24 protein-coding genes and 4 pseudogenes are annotated in these 22,479 nt (G+C 66.7%); 16 read left to right on the forward strand and 12 right to left on the reverse strand.

Annotated features, from left to right (window positions below; all coding sequences use genetic code 11):
* Window positions 1-10: 10 nt before the first annotated feature.
* Window positions 11-1,402 (forward strand): efflux transporter outer membrane subunit, encoded by a 1,392-nt coding sequence (locus ACFJGX_RS09185; protein WP_382328651.1) that lies wholly within the window; start codon window positions 11-13, stop codon window positions 1,400-1,402.
* A gap of 5 nt (window positions 1,403-1,407) precedes the next feature.
* Here the strand turns inward: ACFJGX_RS09185 and sctL are convergent, their stop codons facing one another.
* Window positions 1,408-2,022 (reverse strand): type III secretion system stator protein SctL, encoded by a 615-nt coding sequence (sctL, locus tag ACFJGX_RS09190; protein ID WP_382321860.1) that lies wholly within the window; start codon window positions 2,020-2,022, stop codon window positions 1,408-1,410.
* A complete protein-coding gene (locus tag ACFJGX_RS09195) occupies window positions 2,019-2,621 on the reverse strand; it encodes a SctK family type III secretion system sorting platform protein (RefSeq protein WP_382321857.1) in 603 nt (200 codons plus the stop codon). The genes sctL and ACFJGX_RS09195 overlap by 4 nt, the downstream gene beginning before the upstream one ends.
* A gap of 185 nt (window positions 2,622-2,806) precedes the next feature.
* On the opposite strand from ACFJGX_RS09195, the gene ACFJGX_RS09200 reads away from it, so the two are divergent.
* The 8 genes and pseudogenes from ACFJGX_RS09200 (at window position 2,807) to ACFJGX_RS09235 (ending at window position 5,658) form a co-directional block, all read left to right on the forward strand.
* The gene (locus ACFJGX_RS09200; protein ID WP_382328246.1) at window positions 2,807-3,115 is read left to right on the forward strand and encodes a hypothetical protein; all 309 of its coding nucleotides are present in this window, start codon (window positions 2,807-2,809) and stop codon (window positions 3,113-3,115) included.
* Window positions 3,112-3,546: a hypothetical protein gene (locus ACFJGX_RS09205; RefSeq protein ID WP_382321852.1), complete on the forward strand. Its 435-nt coding sequence runs from the start codon at window positions 3,112-3,114 to the stop codon at window positions 3,544-3,546. Before ACFJGX_RS09200 ends, ACFJGX_RS09205 begins: the two co-directional genes overlap by 4 nt.
* Window positions 3,547-3,551: 5 nt before the next feature.
* Entirely contained in the window at window positions 3,552-4,313 is a 762-nt protein-coding gene (sctJ, locus tag ACFJGX_RS09210) for a type III secretion system inner membrane ring lipoprotein SctJ (RefSeq protein WP_382321849.1), read from the forward strand.
* 82 nt (window positions 4,314-4,395) lie between these two features.
* On the forward strand, window positions 4,396-4,542 hold the full coding sequence (locus ACFJGX_RS09215; RefSeq protein WP_382328653.1) for a hypothetical protein: 147 nt from the start codon (window positions 4,396-4,398) through the stop codon (window positions 4,540-4,542).
* A gap of 33 nt (window positions 4,543-4,575) precedes the next feature.
* Window positions 4,576-4,848: a hypothetical protein gene (locus ACFJGX_RS09220; protein ID WP_382321843.1), complete on the forward strand. Its 273-nt coding sequence runs from the start codon at window positions 4,576-4,578 to the stop codon at window positions 4,846-4,848.
* Between the two features lie 247 nt (window positions 4,849-5,095).
* A pseudogene (locus ACFJGX_RS09225) lies at window positions 5,096-5,236 on the forward strand (hypothetical protein); the annotation flags it as partial.
* Window positions 5,237-5,285: 49 nt separating this feature from the next.
* Window positions 5,286-5,372: pseudogene (locus ACFJGX_RS09230) on the forward strand (hypothetical protein); the annotation flags it as partial.
* A 49-nt stretch (window positions 5,373-5,421) separates the two neighbouring features.
* Window positions 5,422-5,658, forward strand: a complete 237-nt coding sequence (locus tag ACFJGX_RS09235; RefSeq protein WP_382328248.1) for an EscU/YscU/HrcU family type III secretion system export apparatus switch protein — start codon at window positions 5,422-5,424, stop codon at window positions 5,656-5,658.
* 16 nt (window positions 5,659-5,674) lie between these two features.
* Here ACFJGX_RS09235 and ACFJGX_RS09240 read toward each other — a convergent pair whose 3' ends face one another.
* The 8 genes and pseudogenes from ACFJGX_RS09240 to ACFJGX_RS09275 form a co-directional block, all read right to left on the reverse strand.
* A complete protein-coding gene (locus tag ACFJGX_RS09240; protein WP_382321838.1) occupies window positions 5,675-6,088 on the reverse strand; it encodes a DUF2784 domain-containing protein in 414 nt (137 codons plus the stop codon).
* Window positions 6,089-6,196: 108 nt separating this feature from the next.
* On the reverse strand, window positions 6,197-7,363 hold the full coding sequence (locus tag ACFJGX_RS09245; RefSeq protein WP_382154448.1) for an ABC transporter substrate-binding protein: 1,167 nt from the start codon (window positions 7,361-7,363) through the stop codon (window positions 6,197-6,199).
* A 44-nt stretch (window positions 7,364-7,407) separates the two neighbouring features.
* Window positions 7,408-8,573: pseudogene (locus tag ACFJGX_RS09250) on the reverse strand (ABC transporter substrate-binding protein).
* A gap of 38 nt (window positions 8,574-8,611) precedes the next feature.
* Complete coding sequence (locus ACFJGX_RS09255) at window positions 8,612-10,468, reverse strand: AMP-dependent synthetase/ligase (RefSeq protein WP_382321832.1); 1,857 nt, start codon at window positions 10,466-10,468, stop codon at window positions 8,612-8,614.
* A 3-nt stretch (window positions 10,469-10,471) separates the two neighbouring features.
* Window positions 10,472-11,260, reverse strand: coding sequence for an ABC transporter ATP-binding protein (locus ACFJGX_RS09260; protein WP_297401548.1), 789 nt, complete (start codon window positions 11,258-11,260; stop codon window positions 10,472-10,474).
* Window positions 11,257-12,084 carry an ABC transporter ATP-binding protein gene (locus ACFJGX_RS09265; protein ID WP_382321829.1) on the reverse strand — a complete coding sequence of 276 codons (828 nt, stop codon included), beginning with the start codon at window positions 12,082-12,084 and terminating at the stop codon, window positions 11,257-11,259. Before ACFJGX_RS09265 ends, ACFJGX_RS09260 begins: the two co-directional genes overlap by 4 nt.
* Window positions 12,081-13,158 (reverse strand): annotated as a pseudogene (locus tag ACFJGX_RS09270) (branched-chain amino acid ABC transporter permease). Before ACFJGX_RS09270 ends, ACFJGX_RS09265 begins: the two are co-directional and overlap by 4 nt.
* A 12-nt stretch (window positions 13,159-13,170) precedes the next feature.
* Window positions 13,171-14,046 carry a branched-chain amino acid ABC transporter permease gene (locus ACFJGX_RS09275; RefSeq protein ID WP_291117951.1) on the reverse strand — a complete coding sequence of 292 codons (876 nt, stop codon included), beginning with the start codon at window positions 14,044-14,046 and terminating at the stop codon, window positions 13,171-13,173.
* A 299-nt stretch (window positions 14,047-14,345) separates the two neighbouring features.
* On the opposite strand from ACFJGX_RS09275, the gene ACFJGX_RS09280 reads away from it, so the two are divergent.
* The 4 genes from ACFJGX_RS09280 (at window position 14,346) to ACFJGX_RS09295 (ending at window position 18,023) form a co-directional block, all read left to right on the forward strand.
* Window positions 14,346-15,830, forward strand: coding sequence for an acyclic terpene utilization AtuA family protein (locus ACFJGX_RS09280; RefSeq protein ID WP_382321826.1), 1,485 nt, complete (start codon window positions 14,346-14,348; stop codon window positions 15,828-15,830).
* Window positions 15,827-16,201, forward strand: coding sequence for a hypothetical protein (locus tag ACFJGX_RS09285; RefSeq protein ID WP_382328250.1), 375 nt, complete (start codon window positions 15,827-15,829; stop codon window positions 16,199-16,201). Before ACFJGX_RS09280 ends, ACFJGX_RS09285 begins: the two co-directional genes overlap by 4 nt.
* Window positions 16,198-16,989, forward strand: coding sequence for a crotonase/enoyl-CoA hydratase family protein (locus tag ACFJGX_RS09290; protein ID WP_382328252.1), 792 nt, complete (start codon window positions 16,198-16,200; stop codon window positions 16,987-16,989). Before ACFJGX_RS09285 ends, ACFJGX_RS09290 begins: the two co-directional genes overlap by 4 nt.
* A 71-nt stretch (window positions 16,990-17,060) precedes the next feature.
* Window positions 17,061-18,023, forward strand: a complete 963-nt coding sequence (locus tag ACFJGX_RS09295) for an alpha/beta hydrolase fold domain-containing protein (RefSeq protein WP_382328254.1) — start codon at window positions 17,061-17,063, stop codon at window positions 18,021-18,023.
* Window positions 18,024-18,052: 29 nt separating this feature from the next.
* Here ACFJGX_RS09295 and ACFJGX_RS09300 read toward each other — a convergent pair whose 3' ends face one another.
* Window positions 18,053-18,904: a helix-turn-helix domain-containing protein gene (locus ACFJGX_RS09300; RefSeq protein ID WP_382321820.1), complete on the reverse strand. Its 852-nt coding sequence runs from the start codon at window positions 18,902-18,904 to the stop codon at window positions 18,053-18,055.
* Window positions 18,905-19,124: 220 nt separating this feature from the next.
* Between ACFJGX_RS09300 and ACFJGX_RS09305 the strand changes: the two genes are divergently transcribed.
* The 3 genes from ACFJGX_RS09305 to ACFJGX_RS09315 are packed head-to-tail and all read left to right on the forward strand — an operon-like array spanning window position 19,125 to window position 21,950.
* Complete coding sequence (locus ACFJGX_RS09305; RefSeq protein ID WP_382328256.1) at window positions 19,125-20,519, forward strand: tannase/feruloyl esterase family alpha/beta hydrolase; 1,395 nt, start codon at window positions 19,125-19,127, stop codon at window positions 20,517-20,519.
* A complete protein-coding gene (locus ACFJGX_RS09310; RefSeq protein WP_382328258.1) occupies window positions 20,458-20,919 on the forward strand; it encodes a tannase/feruloyl esterase family alpha/beta hydrolase in 462 nt (153 codons plus the stop codon). Before ACFJGX_RS09305 ends, ACFJGX_RS09310 begins: the two co-directional genes overlap by 62 nt.
* Before the next feature lie 29 nt (window positions 20,920-20,948).
* The gene (locus tag ACFJGX_RS09315; protein WP_382328260.1) at window positions 20,949-21,950 is read left to right on the forward strand and encodes a Bug family tripartite tricarboxylate transporter substrate binding protein; all 1,002 of its coding nucleotides are present in this window, start codon (window positions 20,949-20,951) and stop codon (window positions 21,948-21,950) included.
* 10 nt (window positions 21,951-21,960) lie between these two features.
* Here the strand turns inward: ACFJGX_RS09315 and ACFJGX_RS09320 are convergent, their stop codons facing one another.
* A complete protein-coding gene (locus ACFJGX_RS09320; protein WP_382321814.1) occupies window positions 21,961-22,470 on the reverse strand; it encodes a pyridoxamine 5'-phosphate oxidase family protein in 510 nt (169 codons plus the stop codon).
* Window positions 22,471-22,479: the final 9 nt, after the last annotated feature.

The raw sequence follows: 22,479 nt of genomic DNA on the forward strand, positions 1-22,479 counted from the left end.
GTCCTTTTTCTTGTTTCCATCCCGCTTCGCGCTCGCCGCCCTGCCGTTGCTGCTGGCGGCGTGCGCCACCAGCACCGACTACCGCGCCCCCGAGATCGCGCTGCCCGCCAGCTTTCAGCACGCCGGCACCGAGCCGACGGCTGCCGTGATCCAGCCCGATTGGTGGACCGTGTACGCCGACGCCGAACTCGACCGGCTGCTGCGCCGCGTGGGCGAGGCCAACGCCGAGCTGGCCCAGGCCGAGGCGCGCTGGCGCCAGGCGCTGGCGCAGGTGGATGCCGCGCGCGCGCTGGCGCTGCCGCAGATCGGCGCGGGCGCTTCCGTGACACGCAGCGGTGGCAACGCGGCCGCTGGCGCCAACGCCGGCACGCGCCAGCTGTACGCGACCGGTCTGGACCTGTCCTGGTCGCCCGACCTCTGGGGTCGAGTCGCGCTTTCGCGGCAGGCCGCCACGGCCAGCGCCGAGGCACAGGCCGCGCTGGTGGACGCCGCGCGCCTGGCGCTGCAGCTGGCGGCCGCGCAAGGCTATGTGCGGCTGCGCGCGCTGGACGCGCAGCTGGCGCTGCAGGCCCAGGCGGACGTGGCCTACGCGCGTTCACTGCAGGTCACGCAGCTGCAATACGAAGCCGGCCTGGTGGCGCGTGCCGACGTGATCCAGGCCGAAACACAGCTGCAGTCGCTGCGCACACAGGTGTTCACCCTGCAGCGCCAGCGCGCGCTGGAAGCCAACGCGCTGGCGCTGCTGGCGGGTTCCACGCCCAGCGACTACCCGATGGCCGCGCGCGACGGAGGGCTGCCGGTGGTGCCCGCGATTCCCGCGGCCTTGCCCGGTGAGTTGCTGCGCCGCCGCCCCGACCTGGCCGCCGCCGAGCGCGCGCTCGCCGCCGCGCACGCGCGCCTGGGCGTGGCGCAGCGCGCCTGGCTGCCCGACCTGACGCTCTCGGCCAGCGGCACCCTGCAGGCCAGCAGCTGGTCCCGCCTGCTGGACGCGCCCGCGCGCGTGTGGTCGCTCGGCCCGCAACTCGCGGCCACGCTGTTCGATGGCGGCACGCGCCGCGCCGATGAAGCCACCTTCCTCGCCGCCTACGACGAGCAGGCCGCGGCCTGGCGCGGTGGCGTGCTCTCGGCTGTGCGCGAAACCGAGGACGCGCTGGTGCAACTGGCGACGCTGGCCGAGCAGGACCGCCAGCAACAGCAGTTGGTGACGCTGGCCAGCGAGAACGAGCGCGTGGTGGGCTACCGCTACGAGGCCGGTGAGATCAGCTTCCTGGAGGTGGCAACCGCGCAGAACCTGGCGCTGTCGGCGCGCCGCGCGGCGCTCGACGTGCAGGCCGAACGGCTGGCGGCCAGCATGGCGCTGGTGGCCGCATTGGGCGGCGGCTGGCAGGCGACTGCGCGCTGAGTCGGTCAGATCGGGACGCCGGCCACCATGTGTCGGGCCGCGTCCGAAGCCTTGACGCTGCGCACCAGGGCGTTTTCGATTGCGCGCAATTGCGACTCGAGATCGGTTTCCACCAGGCCCATGGCGCTCCTCAGCACGAAGGTGCCAGGCTTGAGGCGCGAGTCCCGTTCCACCACCAGCGATTGCAGGCCGGGGGTGTCGCGCAGCAGCGCCGGGACGGCCGCGCACAGCGCATCGTGGTGGCTCGGATGCACGTGCAGCGTGGCCTGTGTCTGCTGGCGAAGGGCCTTGAGCGCCTTGCCGACGGCCAGGGCCGCGCGCTCGTGGTCGTTGTATTGGGAGAAGATCGATCGCACCGCGTTGATGACCACGCTCACCAGCTCCGATTCGACTTCCGTCATGTAGGCGTCCCGGCTCGCGATGGCTTGCAGCATGAGGCGGGAGGTCTCCTGGGCGGCGGCTTCCACACTGTCCTGGCGGATGCGTTCGGCCTCCGAGGCGGCTTGATGGCGCGCGGTCTCCAGCAACGAAGCCGCTTCGGCTCGCGCGTCTGCCAACACCTGGGCGGCCTGGCGGAAGTGGTTGGCATCCTCACGGCGAATGATCTTTCCCGATCTCATGGGTGGGCTCCGATGCCGTCGAAGGCGCTGGCGAGCACGGGCTCCACTTCGCGCAGCACCCGTTGAAGGAGTGCGCCACTCGGTGGGGCGACGAAGATTCGGGTGGGGTCGCTCGGCGCGATCTCGTGCAAACGGGCCGACAGCCGGGCGCGAAGGTGGAGATGTTCTTCGACATCGGGGTCATGGCAGAAGGCCTGCAAGGCAGCCATGCCGACTTCGCGCACGGCCGCGCTCACGCGTCCGGGGTCGTCAAATGCCGGAGGGGCCACCGAGATCGTGCCGATCAACGGCGCTCTCAGCATGCCGAACTGGTAGAGCTCGTGGCCGAGCTGTTCGCGGAAGGCCGCGATGCGCCGGCCTTCCAGCACATGCCGCAGGGAGGCCCCAGCGCCCAGCATGCCCACATGGTCCGCGAATCGCCGCAGGCGCGACACGCGCATCACCAGCAAGGTCCAGAGCAGAACGTGCGCCTGTCCGGGGGCTGGCGCTGCCGGCTCCTGGGGGTCGTGGCCGCCAGCCGCCATCAGCAGCGCACGGGACCGCTCGCTGAGCGTGGCGGCGTCGATACCCATGGTGGAGGGGAAGTCAATGAATGGCATGGACCGGTGGCAGGCGAAGTCCGAGAGCGGTTGGAAGGATGAGTGGGGATGGGGGCTTCAAGGTTCACACCCGTCAGAAATCCCCGAAGAGCCAGCGGCTTGCCCGAACTTTCTTTCAGACCTTGCGCACTCAGCCCTTCAACCACGTCCGCTCAGCCATGCGATCCCCCAACCCTGCCCCTTCCGTGCAACACGCGGCGGCGATCTCGATGCCGGACTTGCTCTCACCCGACTTGGCGAAGTCGTTGGCGGAGGTGGGTTTCCTGGCGATCGATCTGAAGGATTGGTCGCGTGCGCAGCAGATCTTTTCGGTGCTCATGGGGTTTCGGTTGCAGAGCGAGTGCCCGTATGTGGGTCTGTCCCTGATCGAGTTGCTGCAGTGCCGATGGGAAGCTGCGGCGCACTGGGCGAGCCTGGGGCTGGCCCAGGTCCCTGGAAGTTGGGCGCTGGCCCAATTGCGGGACAGGGCTGTGCAAAGAGGAGTCATGCCGTGAGTTCATTGAACATCTCTGCCGCGAAGGGGGGGCTGCCCCCTGTCTCATCCCCAGGGCCTGGGTCGATCGGTCAGGGGAAGCCCGAAGGTTCTGCGTCTGCCGCATCGTTCGCCGCCCTGCATGCCGAGCGCGTGGGTGTGACGCCTGCAGCGGCCGAAGCGCCGTTGCCCAAGCCCGCGGAGACCTCGGCCATGGGCCGTCCCCTCACTCTGGGTGACGCCATTCTCAACACCATGGACCGCATGGGGCAGAGCGCGCGTGAGCATTGGAAGCATGTGGCCGCGCCGCTGAATCCGGCGGTCGGGTTCAACAGCGCGGACCTCCTGAATCGGCAGATGCACCTGCAGCGTTTCATGCTGGAGGTGGAGTTCGCTTCTCTTCTGAGCAAGCAGGCGGCCAAGACCGTCGATCAGATCTCCCGCACGCAATGATCTTGATGGCACTTCAGGTGGTAGGTCGCTGGTGGCGGGTGTTGTTGGTCACCAGCCTGCTGGCGGCGTGTTCTGGCGCCGTCAATCTGGTGAGTGGGTTGACGGAAGCCGAAGCGAACGAAGTGCTTGGTCTGCTGCTCAGTGCCGACATCCCTGCCACCAAGACCACCAGCAAGACCGGTGTGGGCATCCAGGTGGAAGCTGGCTCGGTGTCCGCAGCGATCGACATCCTGCACCGAAATGGGCTGCCTCGCGAGCGGCGCTCCAAACTGGGCGATGTGTTCAAGAAGGAGAACCTCATCTCCTCACCGTTGGAAGAGCGGGCGCGTTACCTGTACGCGCTGTCACAGGAGCTGGAGCAAACCTTGTCCTCCATCGACGGGGTGGTGACGGCCCGCGTTCATGTGGTGCTGCCCGAACGCGCTGGTCCTCTGGAGGCCTCCACCCCTTCATCGGCGTCCGTTTTCCTGAAGTTCCAGAAGGGTTATGGCGTAGAGAGCGTGGTCGTGCCCGTCCGGGCATTGGTGGCGAATGGCATTCCCGGGTTGTCGCAAGACCGCGTGGCCGTGGTGCTGGTGCCGGCAGCCGGTGCCGAGGCTTCGGGCCAGAGTGCGGCCCTTTCCAAGGTGCTGTTCATGCGGGTGGGCCAGGAATCCGTTGCCGCACTGTGGACCTTGTTGGGTGTGCTGGGCGCGGCCATCCTGGGTGGCATTGCCTGGGGTGTGCGGTTCTTGATTCGCCTGCGCCAGGATGGCGTCGCCTTGTAGGGATCACATGAATGCCATGCCGGATCTCAATGCGGTGGACGGTGTCCTTGGCATGACCCCTGCTCGCCTCAAGGAGCTTCGGATGGAGTTGGAACGGGCAAGCGAAGCCGCGATTTCGGCAATGCGGCGAGGGGGATCGCCTCAGTGGTACAGCGAGCTCTGTCTGTTGAAGACGGCGGTGGATACGGCACAGCAGGTGCTTGCGTCATGCGACGCTCACCGTTGCTGACGCCCGCATCATTTTCTTTGCGAGGAGATTCCCATGGCTTTGTTCAAAACCTCAGGTGTCGACGTCCTTGGCTCTGGCATCAACATCGGAGCCGTGTACGGCACGCTCACGCCGATGCTGCAGGCCAACAACCTGCGTTTCCGCGACCTCATCCAGCAATTGCAGCAGCAGGGTGACATGTCCAGCCAGGACCTGCTGGCGGTGCAGCGCGAGACGGGCGAAATGGCCGGAGCCACGCAGCTGACGTCGGAGCTCATGAAGTCGCTGCGTGACATGGTCAGTTCGGTGCTCAAGAACGTTGCTTGAGTGTTCGAAGCCAGAGGCCACGGTCCTGCAGCCTCTGCTGCGCATCGACCGAAGCCTAGGGAAATTCCCTTAACGGTGCATCTCGCCGAACCAACGCTTTCTTCACCGCCACTCAGTTTGTACAAATTGCTTTCAAGGATGTGAGCCATGAACCAGACACCTTCTCATGCTGCAGAACCTTTCGAAGCCATGCCCTTTGCGAAGGAAATCCGAGCCTCAGCCAAGTACTCGGCGGAACTGCGTGCCCATGCTGCTGGCGGGCTCCGGCATCCAGCCGGTGACGGCGGGATTGGGCTTGTTGATCAAGTCCTTGCTGCTGACCACGGCCTTCGTCTTCACTGTCATCGCAGGGTTCGACTGGCTCATTCAGCGCAAGCTGTTCGCCCGCCAGCAGATGATGACCAAGGATGAGGTCAAGCGCGAACACAAGGAGTCCGATGGAGCGCCTGAAAATCAAGGGAGAACGGCGAAAGCTGCATCGGGAAATCGTCCAGGGCGGTGGCGGTGGCAAGCGCAAACCCTCGCTGGTGGTCACCAACCCCACGCACCTTGCGGTTGCACTGCTCTACGAGCATGGTGAAACCCCACTGCCCCTGGTGCTGGCGCAAGGGCGCGGGTCTGCACGCTCAGGCCATCGTCCGGGATGCGCGCGCAGAGGGCATTCCCATCATCCAGCACATTCCACTGGCCCGTGCGCTGGTCGCGCAGGTGGAGGTGGACGAGCCTGTGCCCGAGCATCTGTTCGAACTGGTCATCGATGTGCTGAAGGCCGTGAAAGAGGTGGCGCCCGCAGAGCGCCCTCGATCCTGAGGTCTGTGGCGGGGTCTTACGTGCGCGGCGTTGGCCTGACCCACCACCAAGCCAGGGTCACGATCATCGTGAAGGCTGTGTACGCCGCCACAAACACCCACCAAGGGGCGTCCCAGTACAGCAGCCTTGAGAGCCAGTGGTCGATGAAACTCTCACGGTAGCTGCTCTGGCCGGCGGCGCGGCGCAGGGCTTGCTCCCACACGGTCAACGGGCACAGCTGGCCCAGCCACGCCTGGGCGGCGATGAAGACCATCAGACCCAGGTGGCCGATCCGCAGGCCCGCATGGCGCACCCAGCGCCAACCGAGGGCGCCGCCCAGGAGCACCAGGGGCAGCAGGCCGACCACGAAGACCACGATGCCCGTGTGCAGCGCCAGCAGCGCGTCGGCCAGCAGGGCGGCGGTGGCGGGGCTGAGGTTCGGGTCCCACATGGTGGCGCCATGGTACGTCGCCGGCCCCACGGCAGGCGAAAAAAAACCGCCAGGGCACGAGGCTCTGGCGGCTGCGCGCATGGCCCGCCGAAGCGGGCGGCGCGGTACTCAATCCTTGGCGGACATGTAGTCGCTGAGCACTTTCCAGCGGCCGTCCGTGATCTGCGACAGGCGCGTGGCGCTGCTGCCCAGGCGCTTGGTGGGGCTGAAGGTCATCTCGGCGCTGCCGAAGATGTCTGGCGGGATCTTCATCGTGTCCATGGCCTTGATGAAGCTGTCGGTGGTCAGGCCGGGGCCGGCCTTGGTGGCGGCGCGGATGAAGGCGTCGATGGAGCCGTAGCCGTACACCGAGAACACCGTGGGTTCTTCGTTGAACTTGGTCTGGTACTTGTTGGCCCAGAAACGCAGGGGCTGCGAGGCCGAGTCCAGGTAGGGGTGTTGCACCGTCATGGCGGCGTAGAAGCCGTTCATCGCAGGACCACCGAGCTTGTGGATGAGGTCGGTGTAGGCCGCACTGGAACCCACGAAGGTGGGGTTGAAGCCCAGGCGTTTCGCGGTGGCGATGCCGCCGATGGTCTCGCGGATGATGGTGCCCATCACCACCAGGTCGCATTGGTCGGCCTGCAGCTTCTGCATCTGCGAGGCGAAGTCGGTGGCGCCCCGCTTGTAGGTGGTCTCCGCCGCGAGCGTCATGCCGGCGGCCTTCAGGCCGTCTTCGGCGCCGCGCTTGACTTCCAGGCCGAACTCGTCGTCCTGGTACATCGCACAGACCTTCTTGGCACCCTTCTCCTTGGCGAGCATGGGCGTGACGATCTTCATCTGGTCGTAGTAGGTGGCGGCGAACGAGTACTTGAGCTTGTGGAAGGGCTCGTACATCTGGCGCGCGGCCGTGATGGGGTAGAAGTTCAGCACGTTCTTCTGGAACTGCACCGGCATCGCCGCCATGTTCTGCGCGGTGCCGATGTGGCCCACCATGGCGAAGATCTTGTCCTGGTTCACGAGCTTCTGCGCGGCCAGCACCGCGTTGCGCGGGTCGTACTTGCTGTCCTCGACGAGCAGCTTGATCTTGCGGCCGTTGATGCCGCCCTGCTCGTTGATCTCGTCCACGCGCAGCAGCATGCCCATGCGCACCTGTTTGCCGAAGCCGGCGATCGGCCCCGAAAGGTCCTGGATCGAGCCGATCACGATTTCGTCCTTGCTCACGCCCTGCGTCTGGGCCAGGGCCGGCCCGGCGGCCAGTGCCAGCACGGCCGCGGCGGTCAGTGTCGTTTTCATCGCTGATGTCTCCTGTAAAGGGTGGTTGACACGGGGATGCGGGATCACTGGTTCACGTAGTCCGACGTCACCTTCCAGCGGCCGTCCTGGATCTGCGACAGGCGCATGGCATGCTGCCGTAGCGCCGCTGCGGGCTGAAGCGCAGTTCGGGCGAACCGAAGATGTCGGTCGGCACGGTCAGGCTGTCCATGGTCTTGACGAAGCTGTCGGTGGTGAGGTTGGCGCCGGAGCGGCCCGCGGCGCGGGCGAAGATGTCGATGGCGTTGTAGCCGTAGACCGAGAAGACGTTGGGGTCTTCGTTGAACTTGGTCTTGAACTTGTTGGCCCAGAAGCGGATCGGCTGCGAGGCTTCGTCCAGGTAGGGGTGCTGGGTGGTCATGGTGGCGTACAGGCCGTTCATGGCCGGGCCGCCGAGCTTGTGGATGAGGTCGGTGTAGGCCGCCTGCGAGCCGAAGAAGGTGGGGTTGAAGTCGAGCTTGCGCGCGGTGGCGATGGTGCCGATGGTCTCGCGGATGATGGTGCCCAGCACGACGAAGTCGCAATTGGCGGACTTCATGCGAGCCACCTGCGATGAAAAATCGGTGGCGCCGCGCTTGAACGAGGTCTTCTCGACCATCTGCATGTTGACGGCCTTGAGGCCTTCTTCCGCGCCGCGCAGCACCTCCAGGCCGAACTCGTCGTCCTGGTAGATCGCGCAGACCGCCTTGGGCTTTTTCTCCTGCACCATGCGGGGCAGGAAGGTGCGCATCTGCTCGTAGTACGGGCCGATGTTGGCGAACTTGAGCTTGTGGAAGGGCTCGTACATCTCGCGCGCGGCCGTCACGGGCAGGAAGTTCACCACGTTCTTCTGGAACTGCACCGGCATGGCCGCCATGTTCTGCGCCGTGCCCAGGTGGGCGATCATGGCGAAGATCTTGTCCTGGTTGACGAGCTTCTGCGCGGCCAGCACGGCGTTGCGTGGGTCGTACTTGCTGTCCTCGACGAGCAGCTTGATCTTGCGGCCGTTGATGCCACCTTGCTCGTTGATCTCGTCGACACGAAGCACCATGCCCTGCCGCACGGATTTGCCGAAACCCGCCAGCGGGCCGGAGAGGTCCTGGATCGAACCGAGAACGATCTCGTCCTTGCTCACGCCCTGCGTCTGGGCGAAGGCGGCGCCAGCCGACAGGCACAGCGCGAGGGCGATCAGGGTGGGGCGGGCGGTCGTCACGGGCTTGTCTCCTGGGGGTTGAAAGGGGGGCGGCCGCTTCAGCGGTACATGGCTTCGATCTGCTCGGCGTATTTCTGTTGCACCAGCTTGCGCTTGAGCTTCATGGTGGGGGTGAGTTCTTCGTCTTCGGCGCTGAGCTGGGTGTCGAGCAGGAAGAATTTCTTGATCTGTTCGACGCGGGCGAACTTCTTGTTCACACGGTCAATCTCGGCCTGGATGAGCGATTGCACCTCGGGCGCGCGGGTGAGGCTGGCGTAGTTGGAAAACGGCACGTCGTTGTCCTGCGCATACTTCTCCACGTTCTCCTGGTCGATCATGATGATGACGGTGAGGTAGGGGCGCTTGTCACCGATCACCACGGCGTCGGTCACATACGGCGAGAACTTCAGCTCGTTCTCCAGTTCGCTGGGGGTGATGTTCTTGCCGCCTGCGGTGATGATGATGTCTTTCATGCGGTCGGTGATGCGGAAAAACCCTTCCTCATCGACCTGCCCCACGTCGCCCGTGTGCAGCCAGCCGTCGGCGTCGATGGTCTCGGCGGTTTTCTCGGGCAGGTTCAGGTAACCCATGAACACGTTGGGCCCGCGCACCAGGATCTCGCCGGTCTGTGGATCGAGCTTCACCTCGTTGTAGGTGGCGGCCGGCCCGATGCTGCCGGGTTTGATGCGATCGGCCGGAATGCCGGTGGACGCGCCGCAGGTTTCCGTCATGCCCCAGACCTCGAGCATGGGCACGCCCAGGGCCAGGTACCAGCGCACCAGATCGGGCGAGATGGGGGCCGCGCCGGTGACCAGGAAGCGCGCGCGGTGGATGCCGATGAGCTTGCGCACGTTGTCCAGCACGAGCACGCGCGCCAGGCGGAACTGCAGCCGCAGGCCGCCGGGCACCGGCTGCCCGGCCATCACCCGGTCGGCCACCTTCTGCCCCACGCCAATGGCCCAGGCGTAGGCGGCCTGCTGCAGCTGGCTGGCTTCCTTGAGCGTGATCATCACGCCCGAATAGAACTTCTCCCAGACGCGCGGCACGGCGGTGAACACGGTGGGGGCGATCTCGCGCACGTTCTCCGGCACGGTCTCGGGGTTCTCCACGAAATTGAGCCTGGCACCGGTGTAGAGCGAAAAATACTCGCCGCCCATGCGCTCGGCGATGTGGCACAGCGGCAGAAAGCACATGCACTCGTCGTGGTCGTCGCGCGCGATCAGCGTGTTGTAGCCGCGCACGGTGTAGACCAGGCCCTGGTGGCTGTGCATGGCGCCCTTGGGGCGGCCGGTGGTGCCGGAGGTGTAGACCAGGATGGCCAGGTCTTCGGGCTTCACCGCGGCCACGCGCGCTTCGACCAGGCCGGGGTGCTGCGCCAGGTGCGCGCGGCCCATGTCGCGCAGCGCGGCCAGGCTGATCACCTGCGGGTCGTTCAGGTCGCGCAGGCCGTCCATGTCGGCGACCACGATCTTCTTCAGGCGCGGCAACTGGGCGCGCACCTCCAGCGCCTTGTCAAGCTGTTCGTCGTCTTCCACGAACAGCACGGTGGTGGCCGAGTCGTCGCAGAGGTACTGCACCTGTTCGGCCGCGTCGGTCGGGTAGATGCCGTTCGCCACGCCGCCCGCGCTGAGCACGGCCAGGTCGCACAGCACCCATTCGACGGTGGTGTTGGAGAGGATGGACGCGGTCTCGCGCGCCTCGAAGCCCAGCGCCATCAGGCCGTGGGCGATCTCGCGCACGGCGGTGCCGGTCTGGTCCCAGGTCCAGCTGCGCCAGATGCCGAAGTCTTTCTGCCGCATCCAGATCGCCGGGCCGCGCGCCTTCACGCCGTTCCAGAAGAGGGCGGGAATGGTGTCGCCGGGCAGCACCACCTCGGTTCGCGGCTGGATGTGTGAGAGATCCCAGAGGTAACTCATGCCTTATCTCCAGTTCTTCTTCTTTTTCCAGCGCCGCTCACCCCGCGCCCCGGTTTCCTTCATGCCGAGGTAGAACTCCTTGATGTCGTCCTTCTCGCGCAGGTGGGCGCAGGTGTCTTCCATCACGATGCGGCCGTTCTCCAGCACGTAGCCGTAGTCGGACGCATTGAGCGCCATGTTGGCGTTCTGCTCGACCAGCAGGATGGTGGTGCCGCGCTCGCGGTTGATGCGCACCACGATCTCGAAGATCTCCTTGGTGAGCTTGGGCGAGAGGCCCAGGCTGGGCTCGTCGAGCAAGATGAGGTCGGGGTCGGCCATCAGCGCACGGCTGATGGCCAGCATCTGCTGCTGGCCGCCCGAGAGCAGGCCGGCGTCCTGCAACGCGCGTTCGCGCAGGATGGGGAAGTAGTTGAACACCACCTCCATGTCGCGCGCCACGCCGTCGCGGTCCTTGCGGGTGTAGGCGCCCATCAGCAGGTTGTCGCGCACCGAGAGCAGGGGGAAAACCTCGCGCCCCTCGGGCACGTGGGACAGGCCTTGCTGCACGATCAGCGCCGGGTCCTGCGCGGTGATGTTCTCGCCCTTGAATTCGATCGATCCCTTGCGGGGGTCGATGATGCCGCTGATGGTCTTGAGGATGGTGGTCTTGCCCGCGCCGTTGGAACCCAGCACGGTGGCGATCTCGCTGCGGCGCACCTGCAGGCTCACGCCGCGGATCGCCTTGATCGGGCCGTAGGCGCTCTCGACGTTGAGCAGCTTCAGCACGGGGGCGTCAGACGTTGCAACGCTCATGCCGTCACCTTGTGGTTTTCGCGGCGCAGGCTGGAGACGTCGTCCATCGAACCCAGGTAGGCCTCGATCACGCCGGGGTCACTCTGCACCTCGGCGGGTGTGCCCGAGGCCAGCTCGGTGCCCATGCTCATGGCCAGCACGCGGTCCGACACCTTGGAGACCAGGCTCATGTCGTGCTCGACCATCAGCACGGTGATGCCCAGCTCTTCCTTGATGTCGGTGATCCAGAACGCCATGTCCTCGGTCTCCTCCACGTTCAGGCCGGACGACGGCTCGTCGAGCAGCAGCAGTTGGGGTTCGGTGCACAGCGCGCGCGCGAGTTCGACCACCTTGCGCACGCCGTAGGGCAGGCCGGCCACCATGGACTCGCGATGGTGCTGCAGGTCGAGCAGGTCGATCACGCGCTCCACCTTCTCGCGCGCCTCGATCTCGGCCGCGCGCGTCTTGCCGGTGAAGAAGATCTCGCTCCACAGCCCCGTCTTGCGGTGCGTGTGGCGCCCGATCAGCAGGTTCTGCAGCACCGTGGCGTGCTCGAACAGCTCGATGTTCTGGAAGGTGCGCGCGATGCCCAGCTTGGCGATCTGGTGCGGCGCCTGGTCGGTCAGGCGCAACTCGCCATTGGGGCCGGCGTAGTCGATGGTGCCGGTGGTGGGCGTGTAGATGCGGCTGATCAGGTTGAACACCGTGGTCTTGCCCGCGCCGTTGGGGCCGATGAGCGTGAAGACTTCGCCGCGCTTCACGTCGAAGCTCACGTTGTTGACCGCCAGCACGCCGCCGAAGCGCACGCTCAGGTTCCTGGCCGAAAGAAGCACGTTTGGGTTCATTTCAGGCGATCCGATTTCTGGAACGTTTTCTGCCGCTTGAACAGGCCCTTGCGATAGAACGGGAAGAGCTGGAACCAGGTGCGCACCTTGAGCCAGCGGCCGTACAGGCCCATGGGCTCGAACAGCACGAAGGCAATCAGCACGATGCCGTACACCGCGCCCTGCAGGCCGGCGGCCTGGCCGATGGCCTCGGGCAGGTAATCCTTGCCCAGCGCGATGAGCTGGGGCATGACGATCAGGAAAATCGCGCCGAGGAAGGCGCCGTGGATCGAGCCCAGCCCGCCGATCACGACCATCAGCAGCAGGTCGATCGACTGGATGATGCTGAACTGCTCGGGCGAGAGGAACTGGATCTTGTGCGCGTACAGCGCGCCGCCGATGCCCGCGAGCGCGGCCGAGAGCGCGAAGCTCAGCGTCTTGTAGCGCGCGAGCTGGATGCCCATGCTCTGCGCCGAGATCTCCGAGTCGCGGATGGCGACGAAGGCGCGGCCGGTGGACGAGCGCATGAGGTTGACGATGCCCAGCGCTGCGCAGCACGGTCACGACCAGACACAGGAAGTAGAACTCCTCGGTGGAATCCAGCGACCAGCCGAAGAGGGCGGGGTACTGCACCATCAGGCCGGCGTTGCCACCGGTCACGTGCTCCCAGCGCGCGATCACCTCCTCGACGATGAAGCCGAAAGCCAGCGTCGCCATGCCGAGGTAGATGCCCTTGACGCGCAGCGCCGGCAGACCCACCACCATGCCCACGGCCGCCGAGAGCAGGCCCGCGCAGGCCAGTGCCAGCGGAAAGGGAATGCCCGCGTTCACCATGATGGCCTGTGTGTACGCGCCCACGCCGAGAAAGGCCGCATGGCCCAGCGAGAACAGCCCGGTGAAACCCGCCAGCAGCATCAGGCCGAGGCCGACGACGGCGTAGATCAGCACGAAGGTGAGCTGCGCGAGCCAGTACTCCGGGATCGCCCAGGGCGCCACCACCAGGAACAGGCCCAGCAGGCTGTACCAGAAGGTGTGCGCACCGTGCTTGGCGAGCCGGATGTCCTGGTTGTAGTCGGTCTTGAAGAGGAATCGCATGTTCGTGGTGCCTCAGACTTTCTTGCGCAGCTTCTCGCCGAAGAGGCCGTTGGGTTTGAGCACCAGCATGAGCAGCACCACGATGTAGGGCGCCACGTCCTTGAACCCTTCGGGCAGGTAGAAGCCCGAGAACGCCTCGACGATGCCGATGATCAGGCCCCCCACGATGGCGCCGGGCAGGCTGCCGAAGCCGCCCACCACGGCGGCGGGGAAGGCCTTGAGGCCGATGAAGCCCATGTTGGCGTGCACGAAGGTGATGGGCGCGAGCAGCAGGCCGGCGACGGCGGCCACGGCCGCGGCCAGGCCCCACACCAGGCCGTTGAGCCGCTTGACCGGAATGCCCATGTAGTAGGCCGCGAGCTGGTTCTGCGACGAGGCCTGCATGGCGATGCCCAGCTTGCTGTAGCGGAACATGGCGAACAGCCCGGCGCAGAGCACGGCGGTGGAGCCGATCACCACGATCTGCTCGGCCGAGACCACCAGCGCGCCCAGGCGAAGCACCTCGTTGGCGTAGGGCACCGGCAGCGTGTGCGTGTCGGTGCCGATGTTGGGCAGCATGGTGATGAGCCCGCGCAGCGTGTAGCCCACGCCGATGGTGAGCATCACGATGGAGAAGGCCGGCTGCCCCAGAATGGGGCGGATCACCACGCGCTCGAGCACCACGCCGAACAGGCCCATGCCCACGATGGCGGCGGGCACCGACAGCCAGAACGGGAAACCCAGCATGGTCATCGCCGCCAGGCCGCCGAAGGCGCCCACCATCATCAGATCGCCCTGGGCAAAGCTCACCGTTTCGGTGGCCTTGTAGATCAGCACGAAACCCAGCGCGATCAGCCCATAGATGCAGCCCTGGGCCACACCGCTGATGAGCAGTTGCAGCAATTGCACGCGATGTCTCCTGTATGGTTCTGTCGACGCGGTGGCGGCGGGGTGGCGCTGCAATCTTTGTGGCAGTCTGCCCAGCAGGTGAGCGCAATTTATAGCTGTCTTGCATGAGACTGGCGCTAGGGGTTGTCCCCCATCCTGAGTCGCTCAGGTGCCATGAAGATGGTTGCACCCCCGCCGCGCTTTGCGCGACCCCCTCGAGGGGGCGACACCAGAGGCCCGGCAAAGCCGGTTCCTCGGTGTCTCTGATCGAGGTGGCTTCACACGGTGCGTGCTGTGCAATGACGCAATAAATCACTGAAATGAAATCCATACGAATCGGCGCCGGCCTCGGGTTCTACGGCGACAACTGGGAACCCGTGGCCGCGAGCATCGAACGCGGCGGGGTGCAATTCATCGCCAGCGACCACCTGGCCGAACTCACGCTGGCGATCCTGCAGAAAGACCGCCAGCGCGACCCCTCGCTGGGTTACGCGCGCGACGTGGTGCCCCTGCTGATGAAGCTCTGGCCGCTGATGCAAGAGCGAGGCGTGCGCTTCGTGTGCAACGCGGGCGGCCTGAACCCGCAGGGCGCCGCGCAGGCGGTGCTGGCGGCCTTCAAGACCCGCGGCTGGCAGGCCCGCGTGGCCGTGGTGAGCGGCGACGACGTGCTGCCCCGCCTGCTCGACGGCGCCACGCCCGCCAGCGCCTTCGCCCACCTCTTCACCGGCGCGCCGCTGGCCGAGGTGCGCGAGCGCCTGGTGTTCGGCAACGCCTACCTGGGGGCGCAACCCATCGTGGCCGCGCTGGACGCGGGCGCCGACATCGTGATCACCGGGCGCGTGGCCGATGCCGCGCTGTTCCTCGGGCCGCTGGTGCACGGCCTGGGCTGGACGCTGGGCGGTGCGACCCAGGCCCACGACCTCGACCGCCTCGCGCAAGGCCTCACCGTGGGCCACCTGCTCGAGTGTTCGGGGCAGGGCAGCGGCGGCAACTTCGGCAGCCAGGGCGCGTGGCAGGCCATTCCCGATCTGGCGCATATCGGCTACCCGATCGCCGAGGTGTGGGAGGACGGCAGCGCGCTCATCACCAAGGCGCCCGGCACTGGCGGGCGGGTCAACTTCGACACCGTGCGCCAGCAGCTGTTGTACGAGGTGCACAACCCCCACGCCTATTTCTCGCCCGACGTGGTGCTCGACATGGGCGGCATCCGGCTCCAGGACGAGGGCGGGGACCGCGTGCGGCTGACCGGGGTGCGCGGCACCGCGCCCACCGACACGCTCAAGGTGGTGGCGGGTTTCCGGGATGGTTACAAAGCCGAGGTCACCTGGGGGTTTTCTTGGCCGGACGCCTGGGACAAGGCGCAGGCCGCGCAGGCCACCATCCGCACACTGCTCAAGGACAAGCGCATCCCGCACGACGAGCTGTATGTGGAGTACCCCGGCCTGAACTCGGCGCACGGCGCGCTCGCGCCCCTGCCCAAGCCCGACGCGCTCAACCAGTCCAACGAGATCTGGACGCGCCTGGTGCTGCGCACGCCCGACAAGGCCGCGGCCGATGGTTTCGGCCGCCTGTTCCCCTGGATGGGACTGAGCGGCCCGGCCTACACCTGCGGCTTCACCGGCCTGCACAACACCAGCGAATTGCTGGGCATCTGGCCCACGCTGATTCCCCGCGCCGAGGTGGAAGCGGGCGCGCGGATGGAGCTGCTGGGGGAAATGAGCCCCCACGCTCCGCCGCTGCGCGGGTCGCAGCCCCCCGAGGGGGCTGTTCCGGCTTGGGGCGGCCCTGCGCCGGACCGCGCATGAGCACGATCCGCATACCCCTGGTGCGAATTGCCCACGCGCGCAGCGGCGACAAGGCCGACTGGGTGGACTTCGGCCTGTTCGCCTGGAACGACGCCGGCTACCGGTTGCTGGCGCGCGAGGTGACGGCCGAGCGCGTGCAGGCCCATTTCGCGCCCTGGCTGCCCGGCGAGGTGGACGCCTGGCCGCTGCCCAACATCCTCGCGCTGAAGTTCGTGCTGCGCGGTGCGCTGCAGGGTGGCGGCGCGCGCAACCTGCGCCTGGACAACCTGGGCAAGGCCATGGCCGGCGCGCTGCTTCGCATGGAGATCGACGTGACACAGGACGAACTGGACGCGGCCTTGAACGCGCCGCGCGTGGGGGTGTGGCAGTGAGCGCCGTCACCACCGAAAAGCTGGGCGAGGTGTGGGTGGTCACGCTGGCCCGCCCCGAGGTGCGCAACGCGGTGGACAGCCCCACCGCGCAGGCGCTGCACGCGGCCTTTCTCGCATTCGAAGACGACGCCGAGGCCCGCGTGGCGGTGTTCCACGGCGCGCACGGCCATTTCTGCGCCGGCTGGGACTTGCAGTACGGTGCCCGCCTGGCCGCCTCGGGCGAGACCGGCGGCCTGGACCTGGACTTCGCCGCCGCCGATGCGCGCGCGCTCGGCCCCATGGGCCCGTCGCGGCTGCAGCTCTCCAAGCCGGTGATCGCCGCCGTGAGCGGGGCGGCCGTGGCCGGTGGCATGGAGCTCGCGCTCTGGTGCGACCTGCGCGTGATGGAAGACGACGCCTACTTCGGCGTCTACTGCCGGCGCTTTGGCGTGCCGCTGATCGATGGCGGCACGGTGCGCCTGCCGCGCCTGATCGGCATGGGCCATGCGATGGACCTGATCCTCACCGGTCGCAAGGTGGAGGCGGCAGAGGCGCTGCGCATGGGCTTGGCGAACCGTGTGGTGCCGCCCGGGCAGGCGCGCGGGGCCGCCCTGGAACTGGCGCGGCAGCTCGCGGCGTTCCCGCAGGCCACGATGCGCGCCGACCGCGAGAGCGCCCAGCGCCAGTGGGACCTGCCCCTGGGCGAGGCGCTGCTGCAGGAATGGCAGCGCGGGCGCGAGCGCATTCCCGATGCGCTGGCCGGTGCGCAACGTTTCGCGGCCGGGCAGGGGCGGCACGGCAAGTTCTAGCGCCCGCGCTTGCCGGAAGCGGCGCGGCCGACTACGCTTGGCCGACCTTCCGATCTCCTCCAGGAACCGACATGCTGCGCCGTCTGTTGCTCCAGTCCCCCGTGTTGTGCATGGCGCCGGCCATCGTGCGCGCCCAGTCGCCCCGCGACGAGTTCGACCTGGGGCCCAGCGGCGTGATGTCGATCCAGGAACTGGAGCGGGAGCCGGTGCACGTGACGCTGGACCAGCCCTATGCCCTGACCACCAACCCGCGCCAGCGGCTGGACCTGTACCTGCCCCGAGAGCGGCACCGGGGCCCGCTGCCCGTCATCGTCTATGTGCACGGTGGCGGCTGGATGCACGGCGACAAGGCCGACGGCGCGGCCCGCCTCATGGATTTCGTGCGCGGTGGTTATTACGCCGGGGTGTCCGTGGGCTACCGCCTCAGTGGCGAAGCGCCGTGGCCCGCTCCCCTGCACGACGTGAAGGCTGCCGTGCGCTGGGTGCGCGGCAACGCCGATGGCCTGGGGCTGGACCCGGCGCGCATCGGCGTCTGGGGCCGGGGCGCCGGCGCGCACCTGGCGCTGATGCTCGGCACCACCGCCAACGTGCCGCGCCTGGAAGGCACGCTGGGTGAACACCGCCAGCACAGCAGCCAGGTCAGGGCCGTGGCCAACTTCTTCGGGCCGACCGACCTGTCCGTGTTGGGGCGCGGCGCGGACACGCCCGAAGGCCGCCTGCTCGGGGGCGCGGTCCGCGACAGGCTGGGGCTGGCGCGCGAGGCCTCACCGGCGGCGCACGCCAGCACCGCCACGCCCCCCGTGCTCACGGTGCACGGCACGCTGGACCGCGTCGTGCCCTTCAGCCAGGCCGCACGCCTGGACGACGCCCTGCACAAGGCGGGCACCAAGAGCTACCTGGTCACCATCGATGGTGGCGCGCACGGTGACTTCGGCAGCTCGGCCGACGACCGCCTGGGCGCGCTGTTCGACCGGGAACTGCTCGGCATGGACCGCGAGGTGTCGGTGGCGCCGGTGATCTGGGCTCAGCGTTAGGGGGTGTCTCAGTCGCCATGCCGGCGCTCCTACGACGACTTCTTGCCGGTCAGTTGCTTCTGCAGCTCACCCGGTGTGGTCCCGATGAGGTCGCGAAATGTCCGGGTCATGTGGCTCTGACTGGCGAAGCCCACATCCAATGCAATGTCGGCCAAGGAGCCGCCCGGCAAACCAAGCAGCTGCACGGCCCGATCCATGCGCTTTTGGACCACATACCGATGCGGCGACGTCCCTGTCGTGTTGCGAAACAGGCGGACAAAATGCGGTTTGCTGAGCCCCACGGCCTCGGACAAGGCACGGAGTGAAAGATCGCTGCCCAGATCGCAGTCGATCAGGTCGTTCACCCGCGCCATTTGCGCCGTGCTCAGGCGGCCCCGCTCCTTGATGGCCGATCGGATGCCACGGGTCCTGCCGAGGTGGGCGGCGATACCGATCGAGAGCGATTCGGCGAACAGCGTCCCGTTCGGACATCCTGCCGATATCTCGCGCACCATGCTGCGCAACACGGGTGGCAGCACCGGATCCTCAAAGTGGGAGCCTGGGCGCAACACGGCACTGATCAGATCGTCGTCGAAAAGCCTGCGGCAAAGCGGGCCTCCCCAATCGAGCTCCAGAAGGATCCGGCGAGCCTGGTGGGCGCCGGCCTGGGCCACCTTGACTTCCATGTAGGGGCTGAAGAGCCCGATCGAACCCGCGCGCAGGTCGAATTCCTCGTGCCGGCCATTCACGCTCAAGCGGGTTGTCATCGTGCCCGTGTCCACCAGTGACAGGCCCATCGTTGCAGGCGTGAAACGGTGACTCCAGGCCCCTTCAGGCGTGCCGACGCAGGCCAGTGGCAGTCCCCGCCAGCGGGCAAGCTGCTCAGGGGTGAGCAGGTTCAATGGGCTGGGTGGAGGTGGCATTTGGGGCGATCGTAGCCGCACCAAGCCGCATCCGATGAGCCGTTTGTGCAATCGAGCGCCGAACGGAAAAGACACGAAAAGCGGCGGCAAGTCAAATCCTGCGATCGCGATGGCCAGCGTTTCTCGTGTGTGCCGCGATAGCCGTGCAGTGCGTCATCTGGCGACGCTGCGGACAACAAAGACCGACTGGAGACAACCCATGCAAACAGTGTGGCAACGCGTGGCCTGCTTGGCTGTGGCCGCAATCGCATCGATATTGATGCCCGCCTGCGGCGGCGGAGGTGAAAGCGGAGGCAGCGATTCCGCTGTGGCGCCGCTCAGCTGCGACGATTCCATGAAGACCGCCTTCAAGCCAGACGCTCAAACGACGGTCGCACTGGTGAAGGCCTTCAAGAAAGGAGATCAGATTCTCCTTTCCGGGACCGCGACCGCAACGACCCCATCGGCGGCCAACGACATCTGCCTGGTCAAGCTCCTGATCGGGCCGGGCCACGCCGGTCCTGCGGGCGCGCCTTCCACGACCCCAGGCATTGGCGTCGAACTGTGGCTCCCGACAACAGCCAACTGGAACAAGCGGCTGCACGTGTTGGGCGGCGCGGGCATGGCCGGCGGGCCTCAAGCGACACTCACCAGCGTGGCGAACGCGCCCACCGCCGCGCCCTGGGTGGTGGCCGGTGTGGAAGGCGCGGTGGCCGCCACGACCGACACAGGTCACCCGGCAGGCAACTCCAGCTTCCTGATGAAGCCGGACGGAACCATCAACACCGTGGGGTGGAGCGAGTTTTCCGAGCGCGGCATTCACGAAATGACGGTCAAGGCCAAGGCGCTGGCGCAGGCCTACTACGGCACCGCGGCCAGGTACACCTATTGGCACGGCGGCTCCACCGGTGGCCGCCAAGGTCTCAAGCAGGCACAGCTGTATCCCGACGATTTCAACGGCATCATTGCCTCGGCGCCGGCGATCAACTGGACCAAGTTCACGGCCACCCAGCTCTGGGCGCAGATCGTGATTCAGCGCGAATTGGGCGGCGTGCCCTTCACAACGGGTCAGTGGAACAACGTATCGATGGCCGCCATCAGCGCGTGCGACGTCGTGGGCGGCATGCACCTGGGTTACCTTCTCGACCCCTCGACGTGCACCTACGATCCGACGACGGACGCCGCTGTTCTGTGCACCGCGTCGGGTGGAACGAACGCCACCGCGAACTGTCTGACATCGGCGCAGGCCCACGCCGCCAACAAGATCTGGTATGGCCCGACCACCGATGGATCGACGCCATCGCCTTCGATCGACAACGGCCTGCGCACGACCCTGTCACCCAAGCAGATCTGGTTCGGTTGCGCACGCGGCGGGAGCATCGGTGCCACGTCCGTGGCGCACCGGCGGGATTCAGTACGACATGGTCGCGCTGTTCCTGCAGGACCCAACGATCGCCGGATCGACCTTCCTCAACGCCAAGGCCAATGGGGCCAATGGCTGGAAGAACCTGAGCTACGCGCAACTCGCCGATGCCATCGCCCAGGGCTACGCCATGGAGGCCGCGTCGTTCGCCCACATCAGCACCGACAACCCGGACCTCAGCAAATTCCGTGACCGGGGCGGCAAGCTGATCACGGTCGTGGGAACGTCGGACAGCACGATCCCGCATGCCGGCGTCCTCAACTACTACACGCGCGTGGCGGCGCAGATGGGCGGCATTCCGGCGATCCAGAGCTTCTACAAGCTGTACACGATCCCTGGCATGGGCCACTTCCCGGCCAACGGGACGGAAAACCTGGCGGCCAATCCGCCGCTGTATCCGGAAGACGCGAACTACCGCGCGCTCACCAACTGGGTCGAGAACGGCATCGCGCCGGCCGACAGGATCGATATCCGCAGCTCCGCCACGGCCGCGAATCCGACCGTGGTCACCGGCCCGATGTGCGCCTATCCCAAGATGCCCGTGTACACCAGCGGGGACATCCGGGCGGCCGCGAGCTACACCTGTTCCTGATCCGTTCCCAACCAGACGAAAGCCTCGCCATGTTGTCTCACCGCATCCGTTTGTCGCGCCGCACTGTGGTGTCAGGGGCCATGCTCGCTTGGGCGGGCCATCCACTTCGTGCATTCGCCCAGGAGGTCCCGTTCCCGACCAGACCCGTGCGGATCATCACCCCATTCCCCGTCGGTGGCGGGCCGGACGGCGTTGCGCGGCTGGTCGCTGACAAGCTGTCGAAAAAGTGGGCGCAACCTGTGATGGTGGAGAACCGCCCGGGCGGCAACGGCTTTATCGCGATCGACGCGTGGAAGCGCGGGGCGAAGGACGGACACGACCTGATCCAGCTCGACAACGTGCACCTGGCCGCCTATCCATCGCTGTTCAAGAAGCTGCCCTATGACCCGGCCGTCGATTTCGATCCCGTGCTGCCGTTGTTTCGCACCTACTTCTTCATCACCGTTGCCGCCACCAGTCCGTACAAGACGGTGGCCGACCTCATCGCCGATGCCAGGCGCAGCCCGGGAAAACTGAACTTCGGGTCGTGGTCCGTCGGCAACCCCGTGCACCTCGGATCCGAGTTGTTCAGCTCGATGACGGGGACGAAATTCGAGCACATCGTCTTTAAGGAAACGACCCAGCTCTACACCAGCGTGCGCAACGGCGATCTTGCGTTTGCACTGGGATCCAGCGCCACCGCCGGACCGCTCCAGCGCGCGGGGAAATTGCGGTTCCTCGCGGTGGCGGCACCCAAACGCACGGCGGGCTACGACAGCGTGCCGACCGTGGCCGAGTCGGGCGGGCCGGCGGGATTCGAAGCCTCGGGCTGGAACGCGCTCGCCACACCACGGGGGCTGGCGCCCGCCGTGACGGCCAAGATCAAGCACGATGTCGAGGCGGCTTTGGCCGAGCCGGATGTCCGTGACAAGTTCGCCAGCTTCGGCTATGAACCGTTCACGCCCACGCGCGAACAGTTCGCGCAATTCATCCAGGCGGAGTCCCAACGTCTCGGCGAGGTGATTCGCCGCGTCAATATCGCGCTTGACTAGCAGGCATCACTCAGCGAACCTGCACTTCGACGGATTCGCCGAGTTTGGGCACACCACCTGTGATCACGGCCTTCGTCATGGCCAGCAGCTGCACCAGCTTGTTTTCCTTGACGTCCCAGTAGTGGGCGTGGGTGACGTTGACCACCACCAGCGCGAGATCGGGATCGTCCGGACCGCCGGGAAACCAGGCTTCGGCGGCCTTGTTCCACAGGGCCCGGGCCTTGTCGGGGTCGTTGACCACGCGCGCCGTGCCGGAGACGGAAACATAGGTGTCCTTGTCGGGATCGGCGTAACTCAGGTTGACGGTGGGTTCGGCCATCAGATCGGCCACGGGCCCTCCGTGGCGCGACATGAAAAACCAGAGGCTGCCGCCCTCCAGCCGGTTGTTCTGGGTGGTCATGGGCCGGGCATGCAGGTGGCCGGCGTGCGCCGCCTGATGGCTGCGCGTGGTGAACATCGCAAAGCGAATGTCCTTGATCATGTCCCACAGGTTGTCGAGGGAGGTGTCTTGGTCGCTCATTGTTTTTCC

The organism is Hydrogenophaga sp. UC242_50 (assembly GCF_042697355.1).
In the GTDB taxonomy this organism is placed as follows: Bacteria; Pseudomonadota; Gammaproteobacteria; order Burkholderiales; family Burkholderiaceae_C; genus Hydrogenophaga.

What these genes read in the sequence shown, in the direction of transcription:
- ACFJGX_RS09315 (WP_382328260.1), top strand. Translation starts at nt 20,949, where the DNA reads ATGTTGTCTCACCGCATCCGTTTGTCGCGCCGCACTGTGGTGTCAGGG.
- sctL (WP_382321860.1), bottom strand. Translation starts at nt 2,022, where the DNA reads ATGAGATCGGGAAAGATCATTCGCCGTGAGGATGCCAACCACTTCCGC.
- ACFJGX_RS09215 (WP_382328653.1), top strand. Translation starts at nt 4,396, where the DNA reads ATGGAGTTGGAACGGGCAAGCGAAGCCGCGATTTCGGCAATGCGGCGA.
- ACFJGX_RS09310 (WP_382328258.1), top strand. Translation starts at nt 20,458, where the DNA reads ATGGAGGCCGCGTCGTTCGCCCACATCAGCACCGACAACCCGGACCTC.
- ACFJGX_RS09280 (WP_382321826.1), top strand. Translation starts at nt 14,346, where the DNA reads ATGAAATCCATACGAATCGGCGCCGGCCTCGGGTTCTACGGCGACAAC.
- ACFJGX_RS09240 (WP_382321838.1), bottom strand. Translation starts at nt 6,088, where the DNA reads ATGTGGGACCCGAACCTCAGCCCCGCCACCGCCGCCCTGCTGGCCGAC.
- ACFJGX_RS09235 (WP_382328248.1), top strand. Translation starts at nt 5,422, where the DNA reads ATGGTGAAACCCCACTGCCCCTGGTGCTGGCGCAAGGGCGCGGGTCTG.
- ACFJGX_RS09220 (WP_382321843.1), top strand. Translation starts at nt 4,576, where the DNA reads ATGGCTTTGTTCAAAACCTCAGGTGTCGACGTCCTTGGCTCTGGCATC.
- ACFJGX_RS09295 (WP_382328254.1), top strand. Translation starts at nt 17,061, where the DNA reads ATGCTGCGCCGTCTGTTGCTCCAGTCCCCCGTGTTGTGCATGGCGCCG.
- ACFJGX_RS09320 (WP_382321814.1), bottom strand. Translation starts at nt 22,470, where the DNA reads ATGAGCGACCAAGACACCTCCCTCGACAACCTGTGGGACATGATCAAG.
- ACFJGX_RS09195 (WP_382321857.1), bottom strand. Translation starts at nt 2,621, where the DNA reads ATGCCATTCATTGACTTCCCCTCCACCATGGGTATCGACGCCGCCACG.
- ACFJGX_RS09260 (WP_297401548.1), bottom strand. Translation starts at nt 11,260, where the DNA reads ATGAGCGTTGCAACGTCTGACGCCCCCGTGCTGAAGCTGCTCAACGTC.
- ACFJGX_RS09245 (WP_382154448.1), bottom strand. Translation starts at nt 7,363, where the DNA reads ATGAAAACGACACTGACCGCCGCGGCCGTGCTGGCACTGGCCGCCGGG.
- ACFJGX_RS09255 (WP_382321832.1), bottom strand. Translation starts at nt 10,468, where the DNA reads ATGAGTTACCTCTGGGATCTCTCACACATCCAGCCGCGAACCGAGGTG.
- ACFJGX_RS09285 (WP_382328250.1), top strand. Translation starts at nt 15,827, where the DNA reads ATGAGCACGATCCGCATACCCCTGGTGCGAATTGCCCACGCGCGCAGC.
- sctJ (WP_382321849.1), top strand. Translation starts at nt 3,552, where the DNA reads ATGGCACTTCAGGTGGTAGGTCGCTGGTGGCGGGTGTTGTTGGTCACC.
- ACFJGX_RS09265 (WP_382321829.1), bottom strand. Translation starts at nt 12,084, where the DNA reads ATGAACCCAAACGTGCTTCTTTCGGCCAGGAACCTGAGCGTGCGCTTC.
- ACFJGX_RS09305 (WP_382328256.1), top strand. Translation starts at nt 19,125, where the DNA reads ATGCAAACAGTGTGGCAACGCGTGGCCTGCTTGGCTGTGGCCGCAATC.